Below are 24,043 nucleotides of genomic sequence, written 5' to 3'. Positions count from 1 at the left end.
GTGATCACCTTGAAATTCTTAAGCTTTTCTAAGTAACTGTTTGACAGTACCAACTAACTCTTGTGGCTGAAATGGTTTAGCAATATAGGCATCAGCACCTTGCTTCATTCCCCAGTAGCGATCAAATTCTTCACCTTTAGACGAACACATTACAACGGGAACGCGTTCGGTTTTGGGATCAGTTTTAATGCGACGGCATAGTTCATAGCCATTCATGCGAGGCATGACAATGTCCATAACTACGATATCTGGGCAACTGCTTTGCATTTGCTCTAGGGCTTCTATGCCGTCACCTGCTGTTTTGACGATCAAACCACTACCTTTAAGTAAGTCTTCAATCATTTCTCTCTGTGTGACACTATCTTCAACCACCAGAACTGTACTCATACATGAATGCCCCGATAGGATTCTTCCATTAGCAACTCACTCAACAACATAATTAGTTCGTCTTAATGTTAGGCAGCAAGAAGATGTACCTACCATAACTTCTAGATTACTATTTATTTAAGTTAACGCTTGCGGTTAACGTTGATCTTGTTTATTACACTGTTCATATTTTAGTCTTATTTAATAAAGAGAATTAGTTTAGAGCTAAAAGTCAAGACACAAAATAGCATGTATGGGGCTATTATTTTTTATTTAAGTGGCACGATCTAATGTGCGATATTGCACTGCTTCGGCGACATGCACGACTTGAATGTCTTCGGTACTAGCTAGATCTGCGATCGTGCGCGATACCTTGAGAATGCGATCGGTGGCACGAGCAGACAAACCTAAACGCTTAATCGCAGCTTCTAAGAGATCTCGCGATGGATCGTCTAATTTGCACCATTGGCGTAAATGCCTTGATTGCATCTGAGCATTACAGTTAACCCTAGCCTCGTTTTGAAAGCGGTTTTGTTGGATTTTGCGGGATGCCTGTACTCTTTTTTTAACTGCACTAGAGTCTTCTCCCTCAGTCGATCGCGTCATTTCATCGGGCTTTAAGCGAGCGACAGTTACTTGGAGGTCAATGCGATCCATTAACGGCCCAGATAGCTTTGCCCAATATTGCTCACGCTGACGTGGTGTGCAGGTACAAGGTTGGACAGCATCGCCATAGTAGCCACATTGACATGGGTTTGTACTCGCGACCAACGTGAACTGTGCTGGGAATGTAACAGATTGACGGGTACGGGAAATGCTCACAAATCCATCTTCGAGGGGTTGGCGCAAAAATTCCAATACGTCCCTTTTAAACTCCGTCAGCTCATCCAAAAAAAGCACCCCATTTGTTGCAAGTGTTATTTCTCCTGGACGGGGGAAACTGCCACCACCTACGAGTGAGGGACCTGAGGCGGAATGGTGGGGACTACGAAAAGGGCGATCGCTAACTAAGCCCTTACCTTTTAATAATCCTGCGACAGAATGAATTCTGGTTACTTCTAGAGCCTCGTCGAAATTCATATTGGGCAAAATGCTAGGCAAGCGTCTTGCTAATAGAGTTTTGCCAGAACCGGGGGGACCAACAAAAATTAGGTTGTGTCCGCCTGCGGCGGCGATTTCTAGGGCGCGGCGAGCATGTTGTTGACCTTTGACATCTTTTAGATCTAGCTTAAAGTCGCTGTCGTGCCATTTCATTTCAGGGTTAGCAACTACGGGTTGATATTTTTCAGGATGCGCCAGAAAATCACCAACCTCGGTAATACTTTGTAGTCCATACACTGCTAAATCTTTGACAAGTGCTGCTTCTTGGGCATTTTCCTTAGGTACAACGATTCCTATCATGCCTAATCGTTTAGCTGCCGCCGCGATCGGTAATACTCCCGACACTGGCCTTAAGGAACCATCTAGGGAAACCTCCCCTAAAAATAGGTGATCACCTAATAACTGTGGCTCAACCTGTTCGGAAGCAGCGAGAATGCCGATGCTAATTGGTAGATCAAAGATTGGCCCCTCTTTCCGTAAATCCGCAGGGGTGAGATTAATCACGATTTTTCGCATTGGGAAAGCGTATCCTGCGTTTTTGATAGCAGCTTTCACCCGTTCTCGACTTTCTTGAACAGCAGTATCAGGTAATCCTACTAAGGTGATTCCGGGCAGTCCTCCCGATACATCTACCTCTACCCCTACCTGAATCGCGTCAATGCCTAAAATTGTTGCACTCCAAACCCTTGCTAGCACTTTGCCCTATAAAACTAATTTTTATAAAATATTATTGATTTAGCGTAACATACAGAGCTTTGTCCGACTAGTAAAACCCTACCATTCCTGAATTTATGCACTGTACAAATTGTGATAGCTAGCTAAGAGCGATAACTACAGTCCATTGAGGGATTAAGTAGTACAGTAACAACACTTAGTAAACCAATTTTTGAAGAAATCTTTTTCTAACAAGTAAGGGAAAACGTTGATTAAATGCTGAAGTAGTTTTTGAGAATGAGGTCTAAGCAATCTAATAAAATATTTGAGAACCGACCACATCATCTCAATTGGATTAAAATCAGGAGAATAGGTGGGTAAGTACAAAATCTTAGCACCTGTCGCTGTAATTGCTTTTGCGACCCCCTCAACTTTATGGCAGTTGAGGTTATCCATGATGATCCTATGCTCAGGACGTAATTTAGGTACTAGGTCATCTTGGACAAAGGTGAGAAAATCTGCTCCTTTCATAGAACCCTGAATCGTTTTCAGGCAAACAATCCCATCAACTGAAATAGCGCCAATTATTGTGTATTTCTGACCTTTGTAAAAGGGACGAAGACTGAATACTCTTTTGCCACATTCACTTCTTGCCACAGAGCGTTCCATCCCCTGCCATACTCCCGTTTCATCAATACAAATCAGATCTTCAGCTTTCACTTCATTCAATGCTTCCCAAAATTCACATCTTTGCTGTTGTACTGCCTCACTTTTTACCTTTTCATGGCGATAGGTCTTTTTTTTAGAGTGATGTTATGCCTCTGGAAAAATCGGCACATGCTGCCTGTGGTCACTGATACTCCTGTTTGTTCTGCTACTTCTTCACAGTACTGCCATAGTGTCCAATCTGGATGCTCTGAGACAATTTCGAGGATTTTCTCCTGATGCGCTTCGAGGGGACTTTTGATTGGACTACCTAATGGTTTGTGGTTTAGTTCTCCTGTCTCTCGGTATTGATTCAGTAGTTTTTGCACTGTTTTCGTCGCGACTTGAAATTGCTTCGCTACTTCCCGAATCGATGTATTTCCTGCTTCGTAGTTTGCTACGATCTTTTCTCTGAGATCTAGTGAGTAAGGTGCCATTTTTTACTCTCTTTTGGGTTTTGCTATCCTAGCTTATCTTGTACTACTCTTTCCCTCAATAGGCTGTAAAACATGTTGCACTGAATTAAAAAATAGAGAAAATTTTGAGAGTATGGCAGGGTCATACTCTCAAAATTTTCTTCAAACCTCAACAGTTTGTAATACAAACATAGTCATTAGAACTAGTAAAAATGACTGGAATAAATATTGACAACAAGCATTATTTATTCAAATTTATTCAAATTTATTCAAGATTTTAGGTGGATATATTTAGAGTTAGCTAAAAACAAGTACTAGTAATACGTACTAATACCTAATCTGAGCTGATTGGCAACAACTTAATAAATAATAATGTGTGCTCAATTAATATTCTGAAAAGCTAAGCGATCGCATAGAAACCTCCTGCATTTCTGGCATTTCTATATGATGGCTAATTGCCATTGTTTCTTGTAAAGCATCATGTAAAAGTGAATTAAAGTCATCAGTAGGTTGCCAAGATGGCTCAAAAGGATGGGCTGCTAAACTACATGCGTCCCATGTCGCACTGACGGGAACAGCCAATCTTCCACAAAAACCACCCCTTCTTCCTTCAGGATTGTAATGTTGACACAATTTACAAGCTGTAATGGACTTACCTGAAGATTCCATATATCTTATTTGGCTTTGCCAAAACTACTAAAAGCAATTTATTAATTGCTTCAATTATGAAGGGTAGCTTTTTGACATAAATTAGGCTAAGTCGCTTTTAGAGAGAGGATTATAGCGATCCCGAATAAAATATTAACTTAACAATGTCTTAACTGATTCCTGTAATGCTTCTATGACAATCTTCTTGGAGATTTTTGTAATTAAAAGTATAGAAATCAATTGTTAAGAAAATATATAGATATTTTTTGTGGATAATTTTATTGAGTATTTCTACTTTGAATCATAAAAAATACAGCAATATGATTACTTAAAGTGAAAATCTTATAACACTCCAGAATGTTTTTCTATACCAGTAGCCAGTTGTACGAACGTGAGTTCGATAACGCCATTTGTGCGGCGCGAAGCGCCGCGCAAATGGCGTTATCGAACTCACGTTCGGGTGGTTAAGCTGACAAATTTTTAAAAGACCAAAAGTAAAAGCCTTGCTGAGCAAGGCTTTTACTTTTGGTCTGTGAGAGAGGGTTTGCGTAGCAAACCCTCTCTCACAGACCGTTTCAAATTATCCCGAACTCGCGTTTGTACTAGGACAAACGCAAAAAACAAAAGTATAGTTGCGTCGCAAAGCGACGCAACTATACTTTTGTTTTTTATGTCTTAACTTTATTTGACTCTATAGAGCTTTTAGAGGATTGTGTCCCCGCCTGCGGCGGGGACACAATCCTCTACTTCACCAGATTGGTATACGCTATATATGACTTGGGTAATTACTTTGCAGTAGTGAGCTTAGGGACGCGCAGGAGAATATTTAAGTAACTATTTCAAGGCGATTTTTTTGGGAATAGTATTTTGCTCTGTTAAAGTATCTAACCCTTTTGGTGTGCAGAGATGCTCAGGTAAAGCTGAGCCAGAAGGATCAAGTTTTTCGGCTAGATGAGGATATTTAATTCTGCCGTGATTACGCTCTTGCCAAACTTTAATAAATACAGGGGCAATGCGGTCTAAGTCTTCCCAAGTCAAGGAACAATCTTGGAGTTGTCCATCATCCCATCTTGCTTTAAAAATTTGCATGAGTAATTTTTTAGCGGCTTCTAAGGTGGTTTCTGTCCCAAGCGATCTCAAAGCAGCTTCACAGGCATCCGCCAACATCACAATACCCGTCTCGCGAGATTGAGGGATGGGTCCTGCATAGCGAAATTCTGACTCAATTACATAGTCTGAGCGAGTTTTGGCTTGACAATAGAAGTAGGAAATAGTGATTGTGCCTTGATGTTCTGGAATAAAAGCTTGAAGCATTTCAGGAAGGTGATACTTCTGTGCGAGCTTGATGCCACCAGAAACATGATCCTTGACAATTTTGGCACTGAGCCAAGGATCATTCAGAATGTCATGGGGATTGGTTTGCCCCATTTGATTTTCAATGAAATATTCAGGTTTGAGGGTTTTACCAATATCGTGATAGAGCGTGCCTGTTCTTACTAAAGTAGTGTCAGCTCCTAATTCGCGAGCAGCAGCTTCAGCGAGATTTGCCACAAATAAAGTGTGCTGAAAAGTTCCGGGAGTTTCGGTAACTAAGCGCCTTAATAGGGGGCGATCAAGGTTTGCAAGCTCTGCGAGTCGGAAGGGAGTTAGGGCATAGGAAATATGCTCTAGGTAAGGAATTGCTCCAAGTGCGACAATTGCGGAAATCATGCCACCAGAGGCATATTTAAGGGCTGTAAGTAGGATTAGTATCGGTGGGGTGATGCCGCCAATGAGGGCGATCGCGATATATACCGCCGCTTGGATAACAGCTACTAGTAAACCCGTTGCCGCAAGATGAGATCTCGTTAGAGGGCGATTGGTAATAGCGGCTGCAATAATTGTGCCAATTAATACAGGCATTAGCGCGACCAAGTCGGCACTAATAGCAATGCCTAGTAATACTGATGTTAGGCAGGTAATTAACAGCGCTAGACGGGAACTGTAAAAACTCCCAATGATCAAGCCCATACTAGCTAACGGCACAAAGAAAAGCATGTGGGGAGCCATTAATACTGTTGCTAAGGCATTGCCCGTACAAATGATGCCAAGATTACAAAAATCTTTAATATGTAATTTGACTTTGAGTAAATATTGCCATCGACGATTGGCATAGCCAAAGATGCCAAAGGCGATCGCAGTGGAGCCAGCCATCAAGGACAATCCTATGAGGTTGACTTGCCTTTGCGTCATTTGGAGCTCATCTAAAATGACAAATTGCCGCTCCGTAATCTTTTCGCCCCCTTTAACAATTAGGTCACCCGTTTTAATGAAAATTTTCTGTGTTTGGACGGACTCCGATGCTTTGATCGCTCGTTCAGTTGTGCCAACATAGTCAATAGTCAGATTTGGTTTTACTGTAGAGCTGAGAAGCGCGATCGCCATGGCGCGATGTTCTTCATTGGTTGGTAGATTCCTCAGATTCGTGAGTCGAGATTGCAACATCTGATCTGGTAAACCGATCACAATTCCTGATGTTTGTAGCTCAACCAAACTTTGGCGAATGAGTTTTTTGTTGTTTTCCCATTGCTCATTGGTCATCTCTAAAAGGCGATCGCGAAACATCGCTGGACCTTGGGCAACTTTTTCTTGGGTCATCGCATAGGCGCGACGAACCTCTGTAATCTTATTAATTAAATTTTGATAGTCCTGAGATGGGGCATTGAGTTTGTAGAGAGATAGCTCAATAATTGCTAAAGCGGAAATGTCTTGTTCTTTGTTAACGGGGATTGCGCTAGCTTGATTGTTTGGATTATTTGCTAGCCGATAGGCTTTATCTTGCAACTGCTCCCACACTGAATCAGAAACTCGTCGCAAATATCGCTGTACCTCATCACTGAGGATTTTGCGATCGACATAGGGTAAGTTGCCCGAAGATAGGCGTAAATTATCACCAACTCGTAACAATTCTTCTAGGTGTTTTAAAGAATTCGCGTCTATTTCAGGATTGCTGCGAAAGATCGGAACCACTTGCTGTTTGGCTTGTTCTTGAGCCTGTTTAGTTGCCTCAATGTCTGTGGCTAAGAGCGTTTTAGGCGATCGCAAATCTTGGTCAACAAATTTACCAATGGTTAAGCGTGGCTCTGCATAAAAACGAATACTTAGGGTTGAAACAATACAGACAAAGGTAATTCCTATGATCGCTCGACTAGACCACTTACGAGATGGTCGATTTTCAGGGAGCGATGCTGCTTGATTGGGAACAATTCCCATAGTTTACTTACTCTAGTTTTAACTAATCTAGTTTTAATGTCTCGGCAGAATACAAGAACAAAAATGCAGCTAGGTGCATAACCTTAAAATCTGCAATCGCAGTGCTTGGCGCTGAAACTAGAACTAACATTTTTGCTGAAAGCTTTGCTTAAAGGACTTTCAAGAAAAATATTGTGGTTGTTTTGATTGCAAACGGATATAAAGAGAACGCAGACAATAACAAGATCTAGATTTACCAGATTTCTATCAAAAAAAACAAAAATCTGCTTTTTGTTTTTTTGAGTCAGTCAAAACAATTTTTTAGAGAAAGAGCAAGACATAAGCCGGGTTCTGTTTCAGGAGTCTTATCAACTCCCTTAGCAGTTATCTATCTGGGATATTTGTTACCAAATACCTCTTGCGGCACACACTTAACATTAGATCGCCAAGCTTTCGCCTAACAATCGTATTTAAGCAACGGATACAAGAGCAATTGAAGATCGAAACTCCTATATCCTCTCGCCTTGCTTCCAACTGGGGTTTACCGAGCCAGAGCCTCACGACTCTGCTGGTGCGCTCTTAACACACCTTTGCACCCTTACTCACGAGAAATGCGCTTTGCGCATTTCTCGTGGGCGGTATCTTTCTGTGGCACTGTCCTCACGATCGCTCGCACTGGGCGTTATCCAGCAGCCTGATCTTCATGGAAGCCCGGACTTTCCTCAAAACCTATACTCAAAATAAATTTTGAGATAAGTTTCGCAACTGCACGCTTACTCTTTCTTATCTCTATTATGTACTAACAAAGGAAAACCAATGATCCGCTAATGGTGAAAGTCCTTTCTAGGGTTTTTCACTATTCTCTGGTTGTGTAAGTCAGTGCCGCAGTTACTTATTCGGGGTCAGCGATTAAATAAAGAAACCAATTTTTGGTGGCGAGGTAAAGCCGCGCCACCAAAAATTGGTTTCTTGTAACTTAATAAATTGCATAATCTGAGGCTGACGATCAAAGGCTCTGTAAATAAAAGAAAAAATAATGTTTATCAAAATCGAATTGTTTTGCTAAACTATCTGGTTATTCGAGGCAACACCCAAATGCCTTAAAACGGATTACATATTTCCTACATTCTTGACTCATAGGTGTGAGTGACTAACTAAATGATGAAACACTTCTCCAAAGGGATGTATACGCTATTTTTGTCCTTGATCTTGGTACTTGTTGCTGGAGTATCTCAAGCGGCAGCAGCTAACCTCTTAAGGGTTTTGGTGAAAGAAGAAAATAGCTCCAAGATGTCTGTAGCGGTGACTCAACCTGCAACTTTACAAATTTCAGGGCAAGCTAGCCGTCGTCTTGATCCTGGTAAGTGGTACACATTACCTCTAACATCTGCCTATCGCATTACACCCAGTAACAATGGGTTAGTGCAAGTTGGCAACACTCTATACCCAGGTGAAATTGAATTACGCGCTTGGAATAACAAAGCGATCGCAGTTAATGTTTTATCCCTTGAGGAATATCTGCGTAGCGTTGTTCCTAGCGAAATGCCTGCTAGTTGGCATATGGACGCATTAATGGCTCAAGCAGTGGCTGCCCGTAGTTATGCTGTCAATACCCAGCGTCAGCGTAAGTGGGGCGAAGCTCCCTACGATCTAGTCAGTGATACTCGCGATCAGGTTTATAAAGGTTTTTATCGCTATGATCCACAGACAGGTCAAGCGATCGCTTTAATCCATAGCCGTAGTGATCAAGCAGTTGCCTCGACCGCAGGTTATATGCTCAGACCGGGTTTTAAAGGTTACTATCGCGCTCGCCTACCGCGCAATTGGATTAGCTGGGGTGGTGGGTATATGCCCGTATCCGATGGTCAACACCTCGATCAAGAAATGACCCAACAAATGGCTCAGAATGGCTGGAATTGGGTACAAATTCTATCTTGGTGGTATCGAGATCAACCCATCAAAAACTAATCAAAAAGGCGGCACTCAGTGCCGCCTTTTTGATCATAGGTTAGGTTAACTTTTTACTCTGTTTGGCTTACATTAATCAAAGCTCAAAAGAGAAGGGTGGTGCTTTGCACCACCCTTCTCTTTTGAGCTTTAAGCAAAATTTGTATTGTGATATATAGGACAAATCAAAACCCAAGAATCGAGTATTAACCTGAAGTAACACCACTCGTATTCTGGATTTATTTCCTAACTAGACTAGTACGCTATAGGTTTACTTATAGTTGTCATAAGTAATGCCTGTATAAGTTTTTATAAAATATTTCTTTAGGTATATCGTAGAAAAAATGTTTGTCATGATACACTTCATTCAATGAGTTTAAAGTATTGTTACGTTATGTTGACACGGTGACAATTATCTACTGTCAAGGAACTTTGAACCGTTGCCAAGTGTCATTTATTTTGAATTCGCTAAAGAGGTACTTATGAGTGACTTACCTATCGAGAAGCAGTTTACCCACATGATGTTTTGCCAGCAGATTCAAAACATTGATTTAGATTCAGCTAAGCAACTCCTCACTGAGTTACATATGCTCTATTTAGGGCAGCAAGCTGTAATGGTAAAAATTGCTAAACAAGAGTTTTTAGGGGGAATCTAATCTGAACTCCATCCATAAACGAAAAAAGGAGCGTAATGCGCTCCTTTTTTCGTTTAGAGAATTATAGTAGCCCTAACTTTTTGAGTCGGGAACGAATTCCGCCTGTTTGTCTTTGAAATTCAGCAGCCAATTGATTGATGCTTAACCCATCCCTATATCTTTGAATTAGTTTCTCATCCTCTTGCTTACTCCAAGCTTCGTAAGCACGCGCATGTTTTTTGCGAATATCTGTAATGTTGTATGTTTTTTGAGGAAAATTTCTTTGTAAGGTTTGACTATGATTGGTTTCATTTTGCTCATAAGCATCAGGTCTAACTACTTCAAACCTTACTCTGCCTGCATTGATCGCTTTAGCAATTGCTTGTTGGAATTGAGATAAAGACGCATTGCCAGTTTTAACATCCAAAATTATGATTTCCAGATTACTCTCAGAACCACCATTGTCTTTAAGATTGGTATACCCATTGAAAATAACATAATCAATTGGATCACCTATAAATCTGGCATCTGATGGTAGATATTTAAAATTTGGTAAGACAGGTGCTAGTTGTTCGGCAATTTTCCCTTTAATAACCGCTCGACTACCATCTATGCTTCTGTTTCTCGCATCTTTGATATCTTGTTGATGTCTTTTTTCTAGAGTTTGTATTTTTGATTCATATTCCCTAATTGTTTTTACATGTTGTGATTTTTGCACGATGTAGTATGTGATTGAGCTACCCAAAATAATCCCAACAAGTAATGAAACTATTATCTCCATTGCTCAATTTTCTAGGATTGTATTTATTGAGGTTGTTAAATCAGGAAGAATTTGACTTGGTTGGTATTTTTCTAGTTGAGGTTGGTTGCGAATACCACTCAGGACAGCGATCGCAGGAATATGATGACTTTGAGCCGCTAAAATATCAGCCTCAGTATCACCAATCATCCATTGTTGATCGACCTTGGGTAAATTAGCTTGGGCAAGTTTCATTAACTTAGGCTTGTCTTGAATATCAACAGTTTTCACATAATCATCATCAAGACAAAAAATGCGATCGCTCTTGAAAAATCGCCTTAAATTATATTGATCTAGTACTGGTTCTAGTTCACGGCGGCGGCGCATGGTCATTACCGCCAGATCGACTCCTGCTTGTTGTGCTTTTTCTAGAGCAGGGATTGCATTTTCGAGCAGACGATCATAGTCAAAATATGGATTGGTATGGACTGTAGCGCGGCGGAGGTGAGCAAAGCGAATAGCTTGTTTTTCATCCTCAAAGCCCGACATTATCGCAATTTCTTTTTCGGGAACTTGCGATCGCTTATACTCCCAAAACTCAGATTTTGATAGGGTTCTCACTACCTGATCAGGCTGACGGATCTTGGCAAGGCAGTATAAATAAACTTGGTAATAGCGCTCTGATACATCCATGATTGGACCATCAAAGTCGGTAAATATGCGTTTTCTCATAAAAAAGTTTCTTGCATTAAGAAAGTTGATTCTGCAAACCTTTTTATTCTTTGGTTTCAGAAGTCCAACTGCCGTAATGATTTAAGATATTTTCGATTAAAACCTGCGATCGCGCTGATAGGTTTTGGGGATAACTGAGCCAGAGTCCCCCAATTTGACTACCTAAATAGCTAAACTCAGTACTTTCTTGCCAAAATAACTCAGCATCAACATCAGCAATTTGTTCAAGATGTGATGCTAGTTCTCGATACATTGCTAAGGCAATATCGGGATTGAAAACAATTTTACGGCGATTAATAGATAACTCCTCGCTAAGCACTTTCTAATTCCTGCGTATTAAGAACGTTGACACTATTAATGGGTGTCGTGTCAATGATGCAGCAGTTGACTTCATCAATGCAGACCTTGCCCCATTGTAAAGCCCAGCGTACTAGGGCAACGCGATTGTCGGTTTTGGTTTTGGTTAAAATATTACTAATGTGATTATCAACAGTTCGTTTGCTGATCGCCAATTGGACAGCGATATCTTGATTGGTTAAGCCCGCAGCCACTAGTTCAATCACTTGAAGTTCTCGCTCAGACAGGGCAATAGATGTGTTTGTCAAGGTGGTTGGAGTTGGTTCGGCAGGATTGGTCATGATCGCGAAGGTAAATTGCGCCAATGTTTCAGAATATTACTCATTTTGGCGGTTAACTAATGAGTATAATTTCTCATTTGAGATTGTGTCAATTAATTAAGATTCTCTGAGTGAGTCTGAAAACTAGCTTAAGTGCCAGTTTCGTAACTAAGCTAGCAAAGATTCTATCCATTTGGGGGGAGCAGGGATGGGATTGCCAAGCCGATCAAGGACAATCCAAGCTACTAGGTGAACTAGTAATTGATAGGCAAAGTTACTAAAGACGATCGCGGCGATCGCAAAGGTTTGAATTGCGGCAAAATCTGGTTGTTCTAGCGACCCCAAAAGCTGCATTAGCCAATTGAGAAATCCTGTAATTTGCACAATTGAATAGGTCCAGAGGTTCTCACCCAATAGGATTGAGAGAAATACAAACTGAAAAGCTGTTCCTAAGGAGCTAATTACCGTAGCAATACTGAGAGAACCAGACCAAGGAAAATCACGTTTCCATAGATACCCTAAAGTGACTCCCACCAAGCCATGCGGAATAATATATTGAATGCTGCGTGTAGGTCCCATTAAGATCGCTAGCAGTAAGGAGGTAACGATCATTGCCATCCATGCAGCCCGACCGTTCCAGCGTAAATAGGCTAAAGCTGTTGGTAAGGGAAATAGCATTCGTAGCAAGGGACCAAGGGGAAAGTAATAGTTAATTAAAAACAACATGGCGGTAGTACTTGCTAGAAAAGCAGTTTCTACCATAGCGCGGGGATGTTTGGATGGGGCTGGAGACATGGGGATGGTGATCAAGAAATATTTATATTAATAAGCCCCGCATAGCGGGGCTTATTAATGAAGTTATGAGTTTTCGGTAGGTAGTTCTTTAGAAATTGTGTCGGGAAAACGACGACGCAATCCGTATAGCCAAATTAAGCCAAAAATGCCTGCGGCGATCGCACTTAAGCTAATCATTTGAGCAGTACGCAGAGGTCCAATCATTAAACTATCAGTGCGTAAACCTTCGATCCAAAATCTACCCAGACTATAGGCGATCGCATAGATCATCGTGATTGTGCCTGTGCGCAGTTTTGGGAAACGCAAGAAAGTAAAGATCAAAATAGCAAATACACCAACATTCCAAAGGGACTCATAGAGAAATGTGGGATGAAAATAGGACTCATTGATCAATTCGGGAGGGCGACGATTGATCGGAATGAATAATTTCCAAGGTAAATCCGTGGGAGCGCCAAAGGCTTCGGAATTAAAGAAGTTACCCCAACGCCCGATCGCCTGTCCGAGGATTACCGCAGGCATGACGATATCTGCCATGAGCCAAGTGGAAATCTGTTGCCTCTTACAAAAAAGAGTTGCCGCGATCGCACCACCAATGATTGCACCATGAATGGCAATTCCGCCTTCCCAGATGGCAAATATTTTGTACCAAGGCTGAGTCTGAAAACGCTGCCACTCAAAGAGTACATAGTAAAAACGAGCGCAGGGAATTGCTCCTACGACTAGCCAGATCGCCAGATCACCGACTAATTCAGGATCAACATTGCGCTTTTTTGCAAGGGTTTGCGCCAATACCGTACCTAAAATAATTGCTGAAGCAATCAGCAATCCATACCAACGCACAGTAATCGGACCAAGCTCAAAGGCGATCGGACCTGGGGAAGTAAATTCAAAGGCAAACGGCAACAAATTAATCACTTTTTCCTGTTCCTATTTTCTTGCAAAATCAAAATTACGGAATGTAAAGCGCTATGTAATTCCAATTATTTATATCCAACTATTTGTACCTGATGCCTGCTTGCTTGAGGCGATTTAATGCTTCACCTAAGCGATCACAATCGGCGATTAAACTGATTCTGACATAGCCTTCACCCCCTTTACCAAAGGCACTACCGGGGGTGAAGACGACACCTGTACTTTCTAACACCTTGAGGGCAAAATCGGCGGAGGTCATTCCCGCAGGTACAGGAATCCAGAGATACATCGTGGCATAGGTTTTGGGGATATCCCATCCTAGTTCTCCCAGTCCTGCAATTAGAAAATCACGGCGCTCTTTGTAGCGATCGCAGACTGCTTCTAGATATTGGTCAGGTAGTTGCAATGCTGTTTCTGCGGCTACTTGAATTGCCGAGAAAATACCGTAGTCAAGGTTAGTTTTGAGAGTTCGTAAACCTTGGATGATGTGACGATTACCAACGACAAAGCCGACACGCCAGCCAGCCATGTTGTAGGTTTTGGAGAGGGTATGAAACTCGACCCCAACATCTTTTCCGCCTTCGATTTCTAGTAAGCTGGTGGGCTGATAGCCATCAAAGGCAAGTTCGGCATAGCAAAGATCATGGACTAGAAGGATCTCATACTTCTTGGCAAAGGCAACGGCTTCTTCAAAGAATTCTCTTGGAGCGATCGCCCCTGTGGGGTTAGCAGGGTAGTTGAAATACATGACCTTTGCTCGTTGGGCAACTTCTTCAGGAATTGCCGCAAGGTCGATCAACCAATTATTTTCGGCGGTGAGAATCATTTCATAGATTTCGCCACCTGCGAGTAAGGGTCCTCGAAAATGAGCAGGATAGGCAGGGCTAGGCACAAGCACCACATCCCCCGGATCGATATAGGCGATCGCTAAATGTCCTAGGCCTTCTTTCGAGCCAATTAAAGGTAAGGCTTCCCCCTCAGAGTCAAGTTGCACATTGTAACGACGTTTGTACCAGTCTGTAATTGCGCGGCGGAAACTAGCAGTGCCTTCAAAAGGGGGATAGCCATGATTTTTGGGATTTTGTAAAGCAGCGATCGCAGAATCAATGACAGGCTGAGGCGTAGGTCCATCGGGATTACCCATGCCCAAATCGATCAAATCTAGACCTTGCTCTTTCGCTCGTAACTTCAACTCATCTAAGCGGGCAAAAACATATTGAGGGAGTTTTTCTAATCGCTGAGCGGGTTTGAGCCAAGTCTTCATTTGTGTTTTGAGAGCGTATAAGGTTTAATATTTTGAGTTAGTCGCTACGCGACCATAACTCAACTGGATTTATTGTAGAAACTCGATCTTAATAGAAATTGTCTCGCGATCGCACTGGTGATTGAGGCAATTGCACTGGTCAATTTTACCCCATGCTGATTTTATGCTTGAGCTTTTATGCTGAATTGAGACGCTGAATTGAGTTTCATCGCACTCACCAGCAAAAAATGGGCATCAAGCGTGGAATGTTTTCTGTGGGTTAGCGATCGCTGTAATTAACCATACTCCATACTAAAGACCGAACAAGACGATCAATATAAAGCATGTTGCAGGCATGTTGATATCTAAACTCGCTCTAAGTAGCTGGGTGCAATTAAATATAAAAAGCCAAAACCTGTAGCGCACTCGCAGTGTGCGCTACAGGTTTTGGTTCTATTTTTTTATTATGCCTAACTACTTAGTCTTGTTTCCAAAAACTCTGTTCACTGTAAAAATAGACAAACCATCTTTTCAAGAAATTTTATGATCGAGCATGATGTCTTAATTATTGGTGGTGGACTGGCAGGCTCTAGGGCAGCACTTTCAGTTGCCCAAAACTACCCAAACCTTAGTGTGGGATTAATTTCTAAAGTGCATCCGATCCGATCTCATTCAGTTGCCGCACAGGGAGGGATCGCCGCCTCACTCAAAAATGTGGACAATGACGACTGGCTCACCCATGCCTTCGATACGATCAAAGGTTCCGATTACCTCGCGGATCAAAATGCGGTACAGGTTTTGACCCAATCGGCTCCTGAAGTAATTATTGATTTGGAACATTTAGGAGTTCTCTTTTCGCGTGCGGAAGATGGACGCATTGCTCAGAGACCTTTTGGTGGACATACCTATAGTCGCGCTTGCTATGCGGCGGACAAGACTGGTCACGCGATTCTCCATGAATTAGTGATGAACTTGCGGCGCTTGGGTGGCACGATTTACCAAGAATGGTACGTGATGGAGTTGATCTATGAAGATGGCGAGAGTGGAAGGGAAGTAAAGGGAGTTGTTGCCTATAGTTTGGAAACTTCGGAAGTAGCTGTCTTTCGAGCAAAGGCAGTCTTAATGGCTACAGGTGGCTATGGGCGAGTTTTTAATACTACTTCTAATGATCTTGCTTCAACGGGGGATGGTCTCTGTTTGACGGCAAATATTGGCTTACCTCTACAAGATATGGAATTTGTACAGTTCCATCCAACGGGCTTATATCCTGTCGGGGTGCTGATTTCAGAGGCAGTGCGGGGTGAGGGAGCTTACTTAATTAATGATTTAGGCGATCGCTTTATGGCGAATTATCCGATCAGCAAAAATCGCATGGAACTCTCGCCCCGTGATATTACCTCGCGCAATATTGCCTGTGAAATCATGGAAGGGCGGGGCATCAATGGTGGTAATTATGTGTATTTAGATGTGCGGCATTTGGGAAAAGAAAAAATCCTGAGTAGGATTCCCTTTGCGCGCGAGGAAGGTTTGCGGTTAGCAGGGGTAGACTGTATCGATCATCCTCTACCTGTGCGACCTACTGCCCATTATTCGATGGGAGGCATTCCTACGAATATTGATTGTCAAGTGCTTGGTGTTGATAGTCAGCCGATCGCAGGATTTTTTGCCGCAGGTGAAACCGCCTGTGTATCTGTGCATGGCGCAAATCGTCTGGGGGCAAATTCGCTGTTGGAATGTGTAGTCTTTGGTAAACGTGCGGGTGAAAAATTGGGAGCCTATGTCAGCGATCGCCCCATGCCCAAACTGGTGTCGCGCCCCTATCTAATCGATGCTAACGCCAAGATCAAGCAAATGTTAGCAAAACAGGGTAAATCCCGCATTGCTGATATTCGTCAACAATTGCAAGACACGATGACCGAGCATTGTGGCATTTTTCGTGATGATCAGCGTTTAAAGGATGGCTTACAGAAATTACAAACTATTCGTGATCGCTACGAACATGATTTGCTCATTGATGATCGCAGCTCGGTTTTTAATATGGAACTGATGCAGGCGATCGAATTAAAGAGTTTACTTACCGTTGGCGAAATTATTATGTCTAGCGCGTTATCTCGCCAAGAAAGTCGTGGTGCTCATTCTCGCGAAGACTATCCTCAACGCGATGATGTCAATTACCTCAAACATACCCTTGGTTATTTAGAAGATGGTAAGGTAAAAACTAGCAATCGCCCTGTTGATATGAGCTTACAAACCCTTGATCGCGATCGCTTCACCCCCCAAGAACGTAAGTATTAATTAACCTATAAGTAGCTGGCGCAATTAAATAACCTAAGTTGCTACCCATAGATTAACGCTAAGAGCAAGGACAAAGAGCATGACTTTAAGCTCAAATCCCTTGGCAGTAACAGCATGAATCGATTTAGGTAAAAATTGTGATATCAAACTGCCAGTGGTTTCAATTACTTTGCGCTTATGGTGCTGGAGAAATTGAACATAGGCAGGTACAGGTCGTTTTGAATTGCGTTTTCGCATAGCTGAGAGCTGGATATTCTCGGCTTCAAGCAATAAATCTTCCACTTCATAATCGTTGTAAGCTTTATCTGCATAGACTACAGAGCCTTCAGGTAAAGCAAATGGAAATACTTTCAACCCTCTAACATCAGCAAATGAGCCTGAAGTTAGAAAAAACTCCACAGGTTCTCCCGACTCCGTAGCCATCAAATGAATTTTAATACCGTAAAAGTACCGTTTCTTGCTGGCTTGATAGCCTCGATACTCTTCATTTCCATCATAGATTTTTGACCTTGGTATGCGGATATTGTCACAAACGGGGATCGGAAAACTATCAATGCTGTAAACCGATTCGGTGTTCAGTTGTTTCCATGCTTGTCCCAAAGCTTCAAACAACATCAATAGCATCGGTTCAACTCTATAGAGTCTGCGATTGAACCGACTCCGACTCAGCATATTTGGCATGTATTGTGACTCTGACAGCTGTTTTCTTGCCTTCTCGAAATTTCCACAAAAATATACAACTGCAACTATAGCTGTAGTCATTACTTCGGCATCACTCATCTGTTGCTGTATATCACCTTGATGATTCATCGCTCGGAGAATATCGTCACAGAGGCAATAAATCGCTACAATTTCATCATTCATTTTTCTTGCTGTTACTCGGCTTTTGTCCTTTGTAGCAGCATTTTTTTCTTGTTACCATAGGTAGCAACTTGGGTTAAATATAAAACCCTAAAAGCTGTGGCGCACGCACAGCGTGCGCCACAGCTTTGGGTTTAATTATGCCTAGCTACTTATATAGCGCTTTTCAAGCAGAGGATTGTGTCTCCGCCTGCGGCGGAGACACACACTAGATGGTTTTTTATCGCAATGCCTGAGTGCAGCTAGCAATCCTTGTTCAAGCATTGCTATACATTATTAATGCGTGATGTAAAAATCATAGGAAGATATAAATATAGCTTTTGTGATTTGCGAGTTGTTGCCGATAACTTGAAAATTACGATCAGCGCTATGCTTTATATGAATTAGAGTTTACTAAATTTCTTTGCGAGTAAAGATTAACTGTGGCGATCGACGAATTTGTAAAACTGCTGAATCAAGGCGTAAATAGCTGGAACAGGTGGCGGGAATCCCATCCTGATATTCGTGGTGTTGATCTTAGCGAAATTCAGTTGGAAGGCGTTGACCTATCTGGTATTGATCTCAGTATGGCGAACCTGCGTGGGGCAAAACTGCGGGAGGTGAATTTGTCCTCAGCTAATCTACGGGGAGCCGACTTGAGTATGGCAAATCTGAGGGGTATAGATTTGAGTGGTTCAAATCTTAGCTCATCACATCTCAGTATGATTTGTCTCAGTGAAGCTAATCTCAGTAACGCAAACTTAAGTGGTGCAGATCTGCGTGGCTCAAATCTGCGTCTAGCTAAGCTCGATCGCGCTGATCTATCAACTGCTAAGCTCAATATGTCGAGCTTAAATGGGGTGAGTATGATTGGGGCAACGCTTATTGGGGCAAATTTAAGTCGTGCGGAGTTACGTGAAGCTAATTTAGCGGGAACTGATTTTAGCAGGGCAAACTTGAGCGAGGCGGATCTGTCCCATAGTAATCTCAATGTTGCTGCTCTAGTTGGTACGGATTTAATCGGTGCAACCTTAGTAGATATTGATCTCAGTGAGTCAAATCTCTGTCGGGCGAATTTGATTGGGGCGAATCTCTACCGCGCAAATCTCTGTGGATGCGATCTCATGGGTGCAGATCTGCGTGGCACAAATTGTAGTGAAGCCTATTTTATTGGTGCAGATTTGAGTCGTGCCGATCTCAATCGTGCTGAGTTTACTAGCTCTAATCTCAGCAAAACTAATTTTACTGGTGCAAACACTGAAACTACTGATTTTCAGGATGCGATTTTACCTGACGTTTGGTAGTGCATGAAGAGAGTTGTCGCGCAAAGCGCGACAACTCTCTTTTATAGCTGTCGCCAAGTGTATCAGGACATAAAAACCAAGAAGAGAAAGGCGGCGCTTCGCGCCGCCTTTCTCTTCTTGGTTTTTGATTTTGTACTAACATAAGTGACGACAGCTATAGTTTTTGATTAGCAAAACAGTAATTCTTCAGAGTGATCATGAGTGCTGGGTGCGATCGCGCCGCCATAGGCACTCTGAATGTTTTCTGGAGTTAGAACCTGTCGAGGTGTACCACTGGCGACTAAATGACGATTGAGTAATAACAACTGATCGTAGCGATCGAGGGTATTACCCCATTCATGACAGCTAATCAGTAAAGTTTTGCCCTCTTGTCTTAACTCGTTGTAAATTTGCCACATTAACGCCTCGGTCTTTTTATCAACGGCAGTCAAAGGCTCATCCAATAACAAAATATCTGCCTGTTGCGCCAAGGCTCGCGCTAAAAATACCCGTTGCTGCTGCCCACCTGAAAGATTTTTAATCGGGCGATCGCGTAAATCGTAAAGCTCGACTCGTTCTAAAGCAGCTTTGACAATTTCTTGAGATTGGCGACTTGTCAGACCAAACCAACCACTGTGCATCGTCCGTGACATCATCACCACATTCCACACGGTCACAGGATAGTCCCAATCAATTTGCGATCGCTGTGGCAGATAGGCAACTTTGTGACGTTGCTGCTTCAGAGGACGTTCGTGATAAAAAATCTGACCGCTTTGAGCAGGAATCAATTCCAGCATTGCTTTGAGTAAGGTGCTTTTACCTGCGCCATTAGCCCCGATCAACCCCACTAATGAACCAGAACTAAGGCTAAAGGAAATATTCGATAGTGCGGTCACTTCGCGATATTTCACAGATAGGTTTTGCACTTCAAGCATAGATTGCTCAAAAAATGATAATCGTTTTCAAAAATTATACCAATAAAAAACCCATAAAAAAAGTGGTGCGAAGCACCACTTTTTTTATGGGTTCTAGGAGTTTTTAGTTGCTTTTACTGTGTAATAGCCGAGCAATGTAGCGATGGTAAAACCAGTGAAAAATAAGGCAAACAAAACGCTGATGCCGCCTGTGATGCCGACTTGGGCAAGAATACCTTTACCTGTAATTACCTCATTCGCAAAACCAGCGACTAAGCCGATCATTGCCATGCGTCCATTCCAAGTTTCGGCAAAGTTACTGAAACCAAATACGCCTGCCCCTGTAGGATTTACATTAAGACCGACTGGGGTAACTGCTTCGGAAGTATCGTTATCGCTAATTGGGGTCTTGGTTGGTGTAGATACCATGATGAATTGCTTTCCTACAGAAGTTGAGTGATTGCTAACTTTATATTAATTAACTAAACTTTACATTTTCTGTAAACAAATGTAAATCTACCGTCGGAAATATGCCCTACTGCCTCAACCCTAGCTGTCAGAAGCCGAACAATCCTGAAGGATGTAGATTTTGCATGAATTGCGGTAAAAATTTGCAACTTAAGGGTTTATACGAGGCGATCGCTTTAATTGGGCAGGGCGGAATGGGACGGACTTTTCGCGCAGTCGATCTCGGACGATTGGGGCAACCCTGCGCGATCAAGCAATTTTTGCCGCAATTTCGAGAGCCACAGTTAATGGAAAAAGCGATCGCCCTATTTGAAAGTGAAGCTTCTCAACTCAAATCACTCGGTTCACACCCGCAAATCCCCGAATTAATCGCTTACTTTGAAGAAGAGGGATGTCTCTATTTGGTGCAAGAACTCATCGAAGGCGAAAATCTTTATAACGAGTTGCAGAGTCAAGGCATATTCAGTGAAGCCAAGATTTATCAACTCCTAGCAGATATTCTCCCCGTTCTCCAATTTATCCACGATCGCCAAGTCATCCATCGTGATATCAAGCCAGACAATATAGTCAGGAAAAAGAAAAAAGAAAAAAAGAAAAAAAGAAAAATCCAATCCCCAATTACCAATCCCCAATTACCAATCCCCAATTACCAATCCCCAATTACCAATTTTGTCCTAGTCGATTTCGGTGCAGCTAAAGCTCTTACTACGGATACTGCGAGCCGCACAGGGACTCTAATCGGGAGTGCGGAATATGTGGCTCCTGAACAAGCGAGGGGCAAGGCTGTGCCTCAAAGTGATCTTTATAGTTTGGGAGTGACTTGTATTCATTTATTAACAGGGATTTCGCCTTTTGATCTGTATGACGATGTTAGCGATCGCTGGATTTGGCGCGAAAAGTTACAGGCTCCGATTTCTAGCCATTTGGCAAATATTCTCGATCGCCTTTTAGCCAGAGCAATTGCCAATCGTTATCGTTCCGCTAATGAGGTATTGCAAGATTTGCGATCTTTAAATCTATCTTCAGTTAGTGCGATCTCTCCTCGTTCTAGTTCCTATATTCAAAGTTATTCCCAAGCCTATGCTCAAATTAAACAACTTCAAGAATTGCTCAGTTTAGGGCAATGGCAAGAAGGCGATCGCCTTACAAATAAAATCATTTTGGAACTTGCTGATAAACATAAAATCGCCGAACTTACTGCCGATGATATCGATAATATTGCCTGTGATATTTGGATCGCGATCGATCAGGCATGGATGGAGTTTAGTAATCAGCACTTTGGATGGAGCACTCAAAAACAAATTTGGAAGAGTCTGGGAGGAAGATTAACCTATGAAGAATCTACCTATTGGGAATTTGCGAATATCTATGAGAAGTTTAGCGATCGCGTCGGATGGCGCAGACCCAAATGGCTCAATCTCGGCTTGTCCCCAAAGGTCTGGCGCAAATATGAAAATCTGATCTTTGCGATCGCAGCTCCACGCGGACATTTGCCGAGCCTATTTTTTTGGGAAGGTTTTAACTTAGTGGATATAGTGCTTTATCGCCTAGAGATATGCTGTCAAAGTAGAGAAAAATTGTGAACTCCTAGATCGTTATAGCGTATACCAATCTAGTGAATTAATAGGGTTGTGTCCCCGCCTTCGGCGGGGACACAACCCTGTACCTCGGATTGAAAAGCGCTATATGCCGTCCGCATAGCAGGAAACACAACAACCTCGGTTTGGTTTATAACTATGCTGAGAGATTTATTAAATATATTTGAGTGAAACCTATGGCGCAAAAATTATCTGAAGTGGAAATTTCTTCGGCGATCGCCCAATTAGCTGGCTGGGCAGTCGTTGATCAAAAACTTCAAAAAAACTTTAAATTTAGTAATTTTGTGGAAGCCTTTGGCTTTATTAGCAAGGTCGCGATCGTTGCTGAAAAGATGGGGCATCATCCTGAGCTTTTCAATGTTTATAACAAAGTCCGCATCGATCTCACAACCCATGATGCAGGTGGTATTAGCGCCCTTGACTTTGAACTAGCCCAAAAAATTGACAAGCTCTTATAGTAGAGGATTGTGTCCCTGCCGAAGGCAGGGACACAATCCTCATAAAAAAGGCTTGCGTAAAGCGCGAGCCTTTCTTATGAATGGCGTTTTTGATGCCATTGCCATGCGTGTTGCAAAATCAAATTAATATCAGCATATTTAGGCTGCCAATTCAAAATTGTTCGCGCTTTCTCACTACTACCCACTAAAGCGGGTGGATCTCCTGCACGGCGATCGCCAAACACGACATTAATCGGCTTGCCAGTAATTTGTTTTGCCGCATCAATTACTTCTTTAACTGAGAAGCCATTCCCATTACCAAGGTTAAAAATTTCGCTCTGGTTGCCCTTGAGTAAATATTGCAAACCCAACACATGGGCATCGGCAAGATCATTGACATGGATATAGTCACGAATGCAGGTTCCATCGGGCGTGGGATAGTCAGTGCCATAGACCGTAATTGCCTCACGTTTACCCAGAGCCGTTTGCAAAACTAAGGGAATCAAATGGGTCTCAGGATTGTGATCTTCACCGATTGATCCTTCAGGATCGGCTCCTGCGGCATTGAAATATCGAAAAATTACAGACTTTAAACCATAGGCAATATCAAAATCTTGCAAAATCCGTTCAACCATCAGCTTCGTTGCCCCATAGGGGTTGATCGGTGATTGGGGATGGTCTTCGGTGATAGGCGTTTGCTGTGGTACACCATAGGTCGCGCAGGTGGAAGAAAACACAAAACTTTTGATGTTAGCGGCAACCATCGCTTCCAACAAGGACAAAGTGCCAACAACGTTGTTGCGATAGTACTTGTCGGGTTGCGTCACCGATTCACCCACATAGGCATAGGCAGCAAAATGCATGACAGCGCTAATCTGGCGATCGCGAAATAATTTGTCTAACAAAAGGCGATCATTGGTATCGCCGACAATTAATTCTGCCCCTAAGGTTTCCGCGATATCTTGGTGACCATATACCAAATTATCTAAAATTAAAACCTCGTACCCCACCTGTTGCAGAGTCTTGACAGCATGGGAGCCAATATAGCCTGCACCACCTGTGACTAGAATTGTTGGCTTGCTCATAACTTTGCTGTTGATTTCGTTATTGTCTTAGAGAATAAGTGGTTACAGCCCATTGTTCTGACTCTCGTGCATTTTACTTATTTTTTTAGTCACGATAGCCGCGCTTTGAGGATATCAAAAATCTCAGGTGGAATATGGGTACGGAGCGATCGCCCCAAGCGATTTTTCTTCTGGGCTATTTGCAAACAATCGAGTTTTTTGCACAAATAAGCTGATCGTCCCATCCCATCATCAAGTTGGATTTGAAATTGCTTAGAATCGCGATCGCCCAGAATTTGATACTCCTGAGCGATCGGTACACGTACTACGCGCCAAAAACTATCTCGCAGTGCGACACATTGGCAACTAACACAACGGCGGTGCAGCTTCAGAGCCAAGCGAA

General features: G+C 42.5%; 23 protein-coding genes, 1 other RNA gene and 2 pseudogenes. 7 read left to right on the top strand and 19 right to left on the bottom strand.

What is annotated here, in order from left to right; genetic code table 11:
- Window positions 1–18: 18 nt before the first annotated feature.
- The 7 genes and pseudogenes from NMG48_RS03560 to rnpB form a co-directional block, all read right to left on the bottom strand.
- Window positions 19–387: a response regulator transcription factor gene (locus NMG48_RS03560; RefSeq protein ID WP_126387722.1), complete on the bottom strand. Its 369-nt coding sequence runs from the start codon at window positions 385–387 to the stop codon at window positions 19–21.
- A 252-nt stretch (window positions 388–639) separates the two neighbouring features.
- The gene (locus NMG48_RS03555; RefSeq protein ID WP_271254014.1) at window positions 640–2,163 is read right to left on the bottom strand and encodes a YifB family Mg chelatase-like AAA ATPase; all 1,524 of its coding nucleotides are present in this window, start codon (window positions 2,161–2,163) and stop codon (window positions 640–642) included.
- Between the two features lie 153 nt (window positions 2,164–2,316).
- A pseudogene (locus NMG48_RS03550) lies at window positions 2,317–2,865 on the bottom strand (transposase); the annotation flags it as partial.
- Between the two features lie 29 nt (window positions 2,866–2,894).
- Window positions 2,895–3,263 (bottom strand): helix-turn-helix domain-containing protein, encoded by a 369-nt coding sequence (locus NMG48_RS03545; RefSeq protein ID WP_271251623.1) that lies wholly within the window; start codon window positions 3,261–3,263, stop codon window positions 2,895–2,897.
- 363 nt (window positions 3,264–3,626) lie between these two features.
- Entirely contained in the window at window positions 3,627–3,911 is a 285-nt protein-coding gene (locus NMG48_RS03540) for a hypothetical protein (RefSeq protein WP_271254013.1), read from the bottom strand.
- Between the two features lie 813 nt (window positions 3,912–4,724).
- Window positions 4,725–7,142: an HD family phosphohydrolase gene (locus NMG48_RS03535; protein ID WP_271254012.1), complete on the bottom strand. Its 2,418-nt coding sequence runs from the start codon at window positions 7,140–7,142 to the stop codon at window positions 4,725–4,727.
- A 303-nt stretch (window positions 7,143–7,445) separates the two neighbouring features.
- An RNA gene (gene rnpB / locus NMG48_RS03530) (RNase P RNA component class A) lies at window positions 7,446–7,902 on the bottom strand.
- Window positions 7,903–8,279: 377 nt separating this feature from the next.
- Here rnpB and NMG48_RS03525 point away from each other — a divergent pair.
- On the top strand, window positions 8,280–9,089 hold the full coding sequence (locus NMG48_RS03525) for a SpoIID/LytB domain-containing protein (RefSeq protein WP_271254011.1): 810 nt from the start codon (window positions 8,280–8,282) through the stop codon (window positions 9,087–9,089).
- Window positions 9,090–9,550: 461 nt separating this feature from the next.
- Window positions 9,551–9,724, top strand: a complete 174-nt coding sequence (locus tag NMG48_RS03520) for a hypothetical protein (RefSeq protein WP_169363571.1) — start codon at window positions 9,551–9,553, stop codon at window positions 9,722–9,724.
- Between the two features lie 61 nt (window positions 9,725–9,785).
- Here NMG48_RS03520 and NMG48_RS03515 read toward each other — a convergent pair whose 3' ends face one another.
- From NMG48_RS03515 to NMG48_RS03485, 7 genes are all read right to left on the bottom strand, one after another.
- Window positions 9,786–10,484, bottom strand: a complete 699-nt coding sequence (locus NMG48_RS03515; protein ID WP_271254010.1) for a Holliday junction resolvase-like protein — start codon at window positions 10,482–10,484, stop codon at window positions 9,786–9,788.
- A 3-nt stretch (window positions 10,485–10,487) separates the two neighbouring features.
- Window positions 10,488–11,174, bottom strand: a complete 687-nt coding sequence (locus NMG48_RS03510) for an HAD family hydrolase (RefSeq protein ID WP_271254009.1) — start codon at window positions 11,172–11,174, stop codon at window positions 10,488–10,490.
- A gap of 43 nt (window positions 11,175–11,217) precedes the next feature.
- A complete protein-coding gene (locus NMG48_RS03505) occupies window positions 11,218–11,493 on the bottom strand; it encodes a hypothetical protein (protein WP_271254008.1) in 276 nt (91 codons plus the stop codon).
- Window positions 11,486–11,812, bottom strand: a complete 327-nt coding sequence (locus NMG48_RS03500) for a helix-turn-helix domain-containing protein (protein ID WP_271254007.1) — start codon at window positions 11,810–11,812, stop codon at window positions 11,486–11,488. Before NMG48_RS03500 ends, NMG48_RS03505 begins: the two co-directional genes overlap by 8 nt.
- A gap of 147 nt (window positions 11,813–11,959) precedes the next feature.
- Window positions 11,960–12,553, bottom strand: a complete 594-nt coding sequence (locus tag NMG48_RS03495) for a DUF2232 domain-containing protein (protein WP_271254006.1) — start codon at window positions 12,551–12,553, stop codon at window positions 11,960–11,962.
- A 96-nt stretch (window positions 12,554–12,649) separates the two neighbouring features.
- Window positions 12,650–13,501: a prolipoprotein diacylglyceryl transferase gene (gene lgt / locus NMG48_RS03490; RefSeq protein ID WP_271254005.1), complete on the bottom strand. Its 852-nt coding sequence runs from the start codon at window positions 13,499–13,501 to the stop codon at window positions 12,650–12,652.
- A gap of 79 nt (window positions 13,502–13,580) precedes the next feature.
- Complete coding sequence (locus NMG48_RS03485; protein WP_271254004.1) at window positions 13,581–14,762, bottom strand: aspartate aminotransferase; 1,182 nt, start codon at window positions 14,760–14,762, stop codon at window positions 13,581–13,583.
- A 522-nt stretch (window positions 14,763–15,284) separates the two neighbouring features.
- On the opposite strand from NMG48_RS03485, the gene NMG48_RS03480 reads away from it, so the two are divergent.
- Window positions 15,285–17,036 carry a succinate dehydrogenase/fumarate reductase flavoprotein subunit gene (locus NMG48_RS03480; protein WP_271254003.1) on the top strand — a complete coding sequence of 584 codons (1,752 nt, stop codon included), beginning with the start codon at window positions 15,285–15,287 and terminating at the stop codon, window positions 17,034–17,036.
- Window positions 17,037–17,069: 33 nt separating this feature from the next.
- Here the strand turns inward: NMG48_RS03480 and NMG48_RS03475 are convergent, their stop codons facing one another.
- Entirely contained in the window at window positions 17,070–17,900 is an 831-nt protein-coding gene (locus NMG48_RS03475) for an IS982 family transposase (RefSeq protein ID WP_271254002.1), read from the bottom strand.
- A 419-nt stretch (window positions 17,901–18,319) separates the two neighbouring features.
- Between NMG48_RS03475 and NMG48_RS03470 the strand changes: the two genes are divergently transcribed.
- A complete protein-coding gene (locus NMG48_RS03470) occupies window positions 18,320–19,180 on the top strand; it encodes a pentapeptide repeat-containing protein (protein ID WP_271254001.1) in 861 nt (286 codons plus the stop codon).
- Between the two features lie 167 nt (window positions 19,181–19,347).
- Here the strand turns inward: NMG48_RS03470 and NMG48_RS03465 are convergent, their stop codons facing one another.
- Both NMG48_RS03465 and NMG48_RS21610 read right to left on the bottom strand, forming a co-directional pair.
- Window positions 19,348–20,094: a metal ABC transporter ATP-binding protein gene (locus tag NMG48_RS03465; RefSeq protein WP_271254000.1), complete on the bottom strand. Its 747-nt coding sequence runs from the start codon at window positions 20,092–20,094 to the stop codon at window positions 19,348–19,350.
- Between the two features lie 93 nt (window positions 20,095–20,187).
- Entirely contained in the window at window positions 20,188–20,502 is a 315-nt protein-coding gene (locus tag NMG48_RS21610) for a chlorophyll A-B binding protein (protein WP_345961222.1), read from the bottom strand.
- A gap of 101 nt (window positions 20,503–20,603) precedes the next feature.
- Between NMG48_RS21610 and NMG48_RS21775 the strand changes: the two are divergent.
- The 3 genes and pseudogenes from NMG48_RS21775 to NMG48_RS03450 form a co-directional block, all read left to right on the top strand.
- Window positions 20,604–20,651: pseudogene (locus NMG48_RS21775) on the top strand (hypothetical protein); the annotation flags it as partial.
- A 15-nt stretch (window positions 20,652–20,666) separates the two neighbouring features.
- Window positions 20,667–22,124: a serine/threonine-protein kinase gene (locus tag NMG48_RS03455; RefSeq protein WP_271253999.1), complete on the top strand. Its 1,458-nt coding sequence runs from the start codon at window positions 20,667–20,669 to the stop codon at window positions 22,122–22,124.
- A gap of 191 nt (window positions 22,125–22,315) precedes the next feature.
- Entirely contained in the window at window positions 22,316–22,597 is a 282-nt protein-coding gene (locus NMG48_RS03450) for a 4a-hydroxytetrahydrobiopterin dehydratase (protein ID WP_271253998.1), read from the top strand.
- Window positions 22,598–22,671: 74 nt separating this feature from the next.
- On the opposite strand, the gene galE is transcribed toward NMG48_RS03450, so the two are convergent.
- Window positions 22,672–23,661 (bottom strand): UDP-glucose 4-epimerase GalE, encoded by a 990-nt coding sequence (gene galE / locus NMG48_RS03445; protein ID WP_271253997.1) that lies wholly within the window; start codon window positions 23,659–23,661, stop codon window positions 22,672–22,674.
- Between the two features lie 89 nt (window positions 23,662–23,750).
- On the bottom strand, window positions 23,751–24,038 hold the full coding sequence (locus NMG48_RS03440; protein ID WP_271253996.1) for a YlxR family protein: 288 nt from the start codon (window positions 24,036–24,038) through the stop codon (window positions 23,751–23,753).
- Window positions 24,039–24,043 lie beyond the last annotated feature (5 nt).

It is taken from the genome of Pseudanabaena sp. Chao 1811, from assembly GCF_027942295.1.
Taxonomy (GTDB): domain Bacteria; phylum Cyanobacteriota; class Cyanobacteriia; order Pseudanabaenales; family Pseudanabaenaceae; genus Pseudanabaena.
This window is presented reverse-complemented; position numbering and strand designations above follow the sequence as displayed.

Excerpts from the sequence above, each read along its gene's own strand:
- NMG48_RS03545 (WP_271251623.1), bottom strand. The coding sequence starts at position 3,263 with ATGGCACCTTACTCACTAGATCTCAGAGAAAAGATCGTAGCAAACTAC.
- NMG48_RS03510 (WP_271254009.1), bottom strand. The coding sequence starts at position 11,174 with ATGAGAAAACGCATATTTACCGACTTTGATGGTCCAATCATGGATGTA.
- NMG48_RS03520 (WP_169363571.1), top strand. The coding sequence starts at position 9,551 with ATGAGTGACTTACCTATCGAGAAGCAGTTTACCCACATGATGTTTTGC.
- NMG48_RS03560 (WP_126387722.1), bottom strand. The coding sequence starts at position 387 with ATGAGTACAGTTCTGGTGGTTGAAGATAGTGTCACACAGAGAGAAATG.
- NMG48_RS03515 (WP_271254010.1), bottom strand. The coding sequence starts at position 10,484 with ATGGAGATAATAGTTTCATTACTTGTTGGGATTATTTTGGGTAGCTCA.
- NMG48_RS03450 (WP_271253998.1), top strand. The coding sequence starts at position 22,316 with ATGGCGCAAAAATTATCTGAAGTGGAAATTTCTTCGGCGATCGCCCAA.
- NMG48_RS03500 (WP_271254007.1), bottom strand. The coding sequence starts at position 11,812 with ATGACCAATCCTGCCGAACCAACTCCAACCACCTTGACAAACACATCT.
- NMG48_RS03535 (WP_271254012.1), bottom strand. The coding sequence starts at position 7,142 with ATGGGAATTGTTCCCAATCAAGCAGCATCGCTCCCTGAAAATCGACCA.
- NMG48_RS03495 (WP_271254006.1), bottom strand. The coding sequence starts at position 12,553 with ATGGTAGAAACTGCTTTTCTAGCAAGTACTACCGCCATGTTGTTTTTA.
- NMG48_RS03465 (WP_271254000.1), bottom strand. The coding sequence starts at position 20,094 with ATGCTTGAAGTGCAAAACCTATCTGTGAAATATCGCGAAGTGACCGCA.
- NMG48_RS03540 (WP_271254013.1), bottom strand. The coding sequence starts at position 3,911 with ATGGAATCTTCAGGTAAGTCCATTACAGCTTGTAAATTGTGTCAACAT.
- NMG48_RS03485 (WP_271254004.1), bottom strand. The coding sequence starts at position 14,762 with ATGAAGACTTGGCTCAAACCCGCTCAGCGATTAGAAAAACTCCCTCAA.
- galE (WP_271253997.1), bottom strand. The coding sequence starts at position 23,661 with ATGAGCAAGCCAACAATTCTAGTCACAGGTGGTGCAGGCTATATTGGC.
- NMG48_RS03475 (WP_271254002.1), bottom strand. The coding sequence starts at position 17,900 with ATGAATGATGAAATTGTAGCGATTTATTGCCTCTGTGACGATATTCTC.
- NMG48_RS03480 (WP_271254003.1), top strand. The coding sequence starts at position 15,285 with ATGATCGAGCATGATGTCTTAATTATTGGTGGTGGACTGGCAGGCTCT.
- NMG48_RS21610 (WP_345961222.1), bottom strand. The coding sequence starts at position 20,502 with ATGGTATCTACACCAACCAAGACCCCAATTAGCGATAACGATACTTCC.
- NMG48_RS03455 (WP_271253999.1), top strand. The coding sequence starts at position 20,667 with ATGAATTGCGGTAAAAATTTGCAACTTAAGGGTTTATACGAGGCGATC.
- NMG48_RS03525 (WP_271254011.1), top strand. The coding sequence starts at position 8,280 with ATGATGAAACACTTCTCCAAAGGGATGTATACGCTATTTTTGTCCTTG.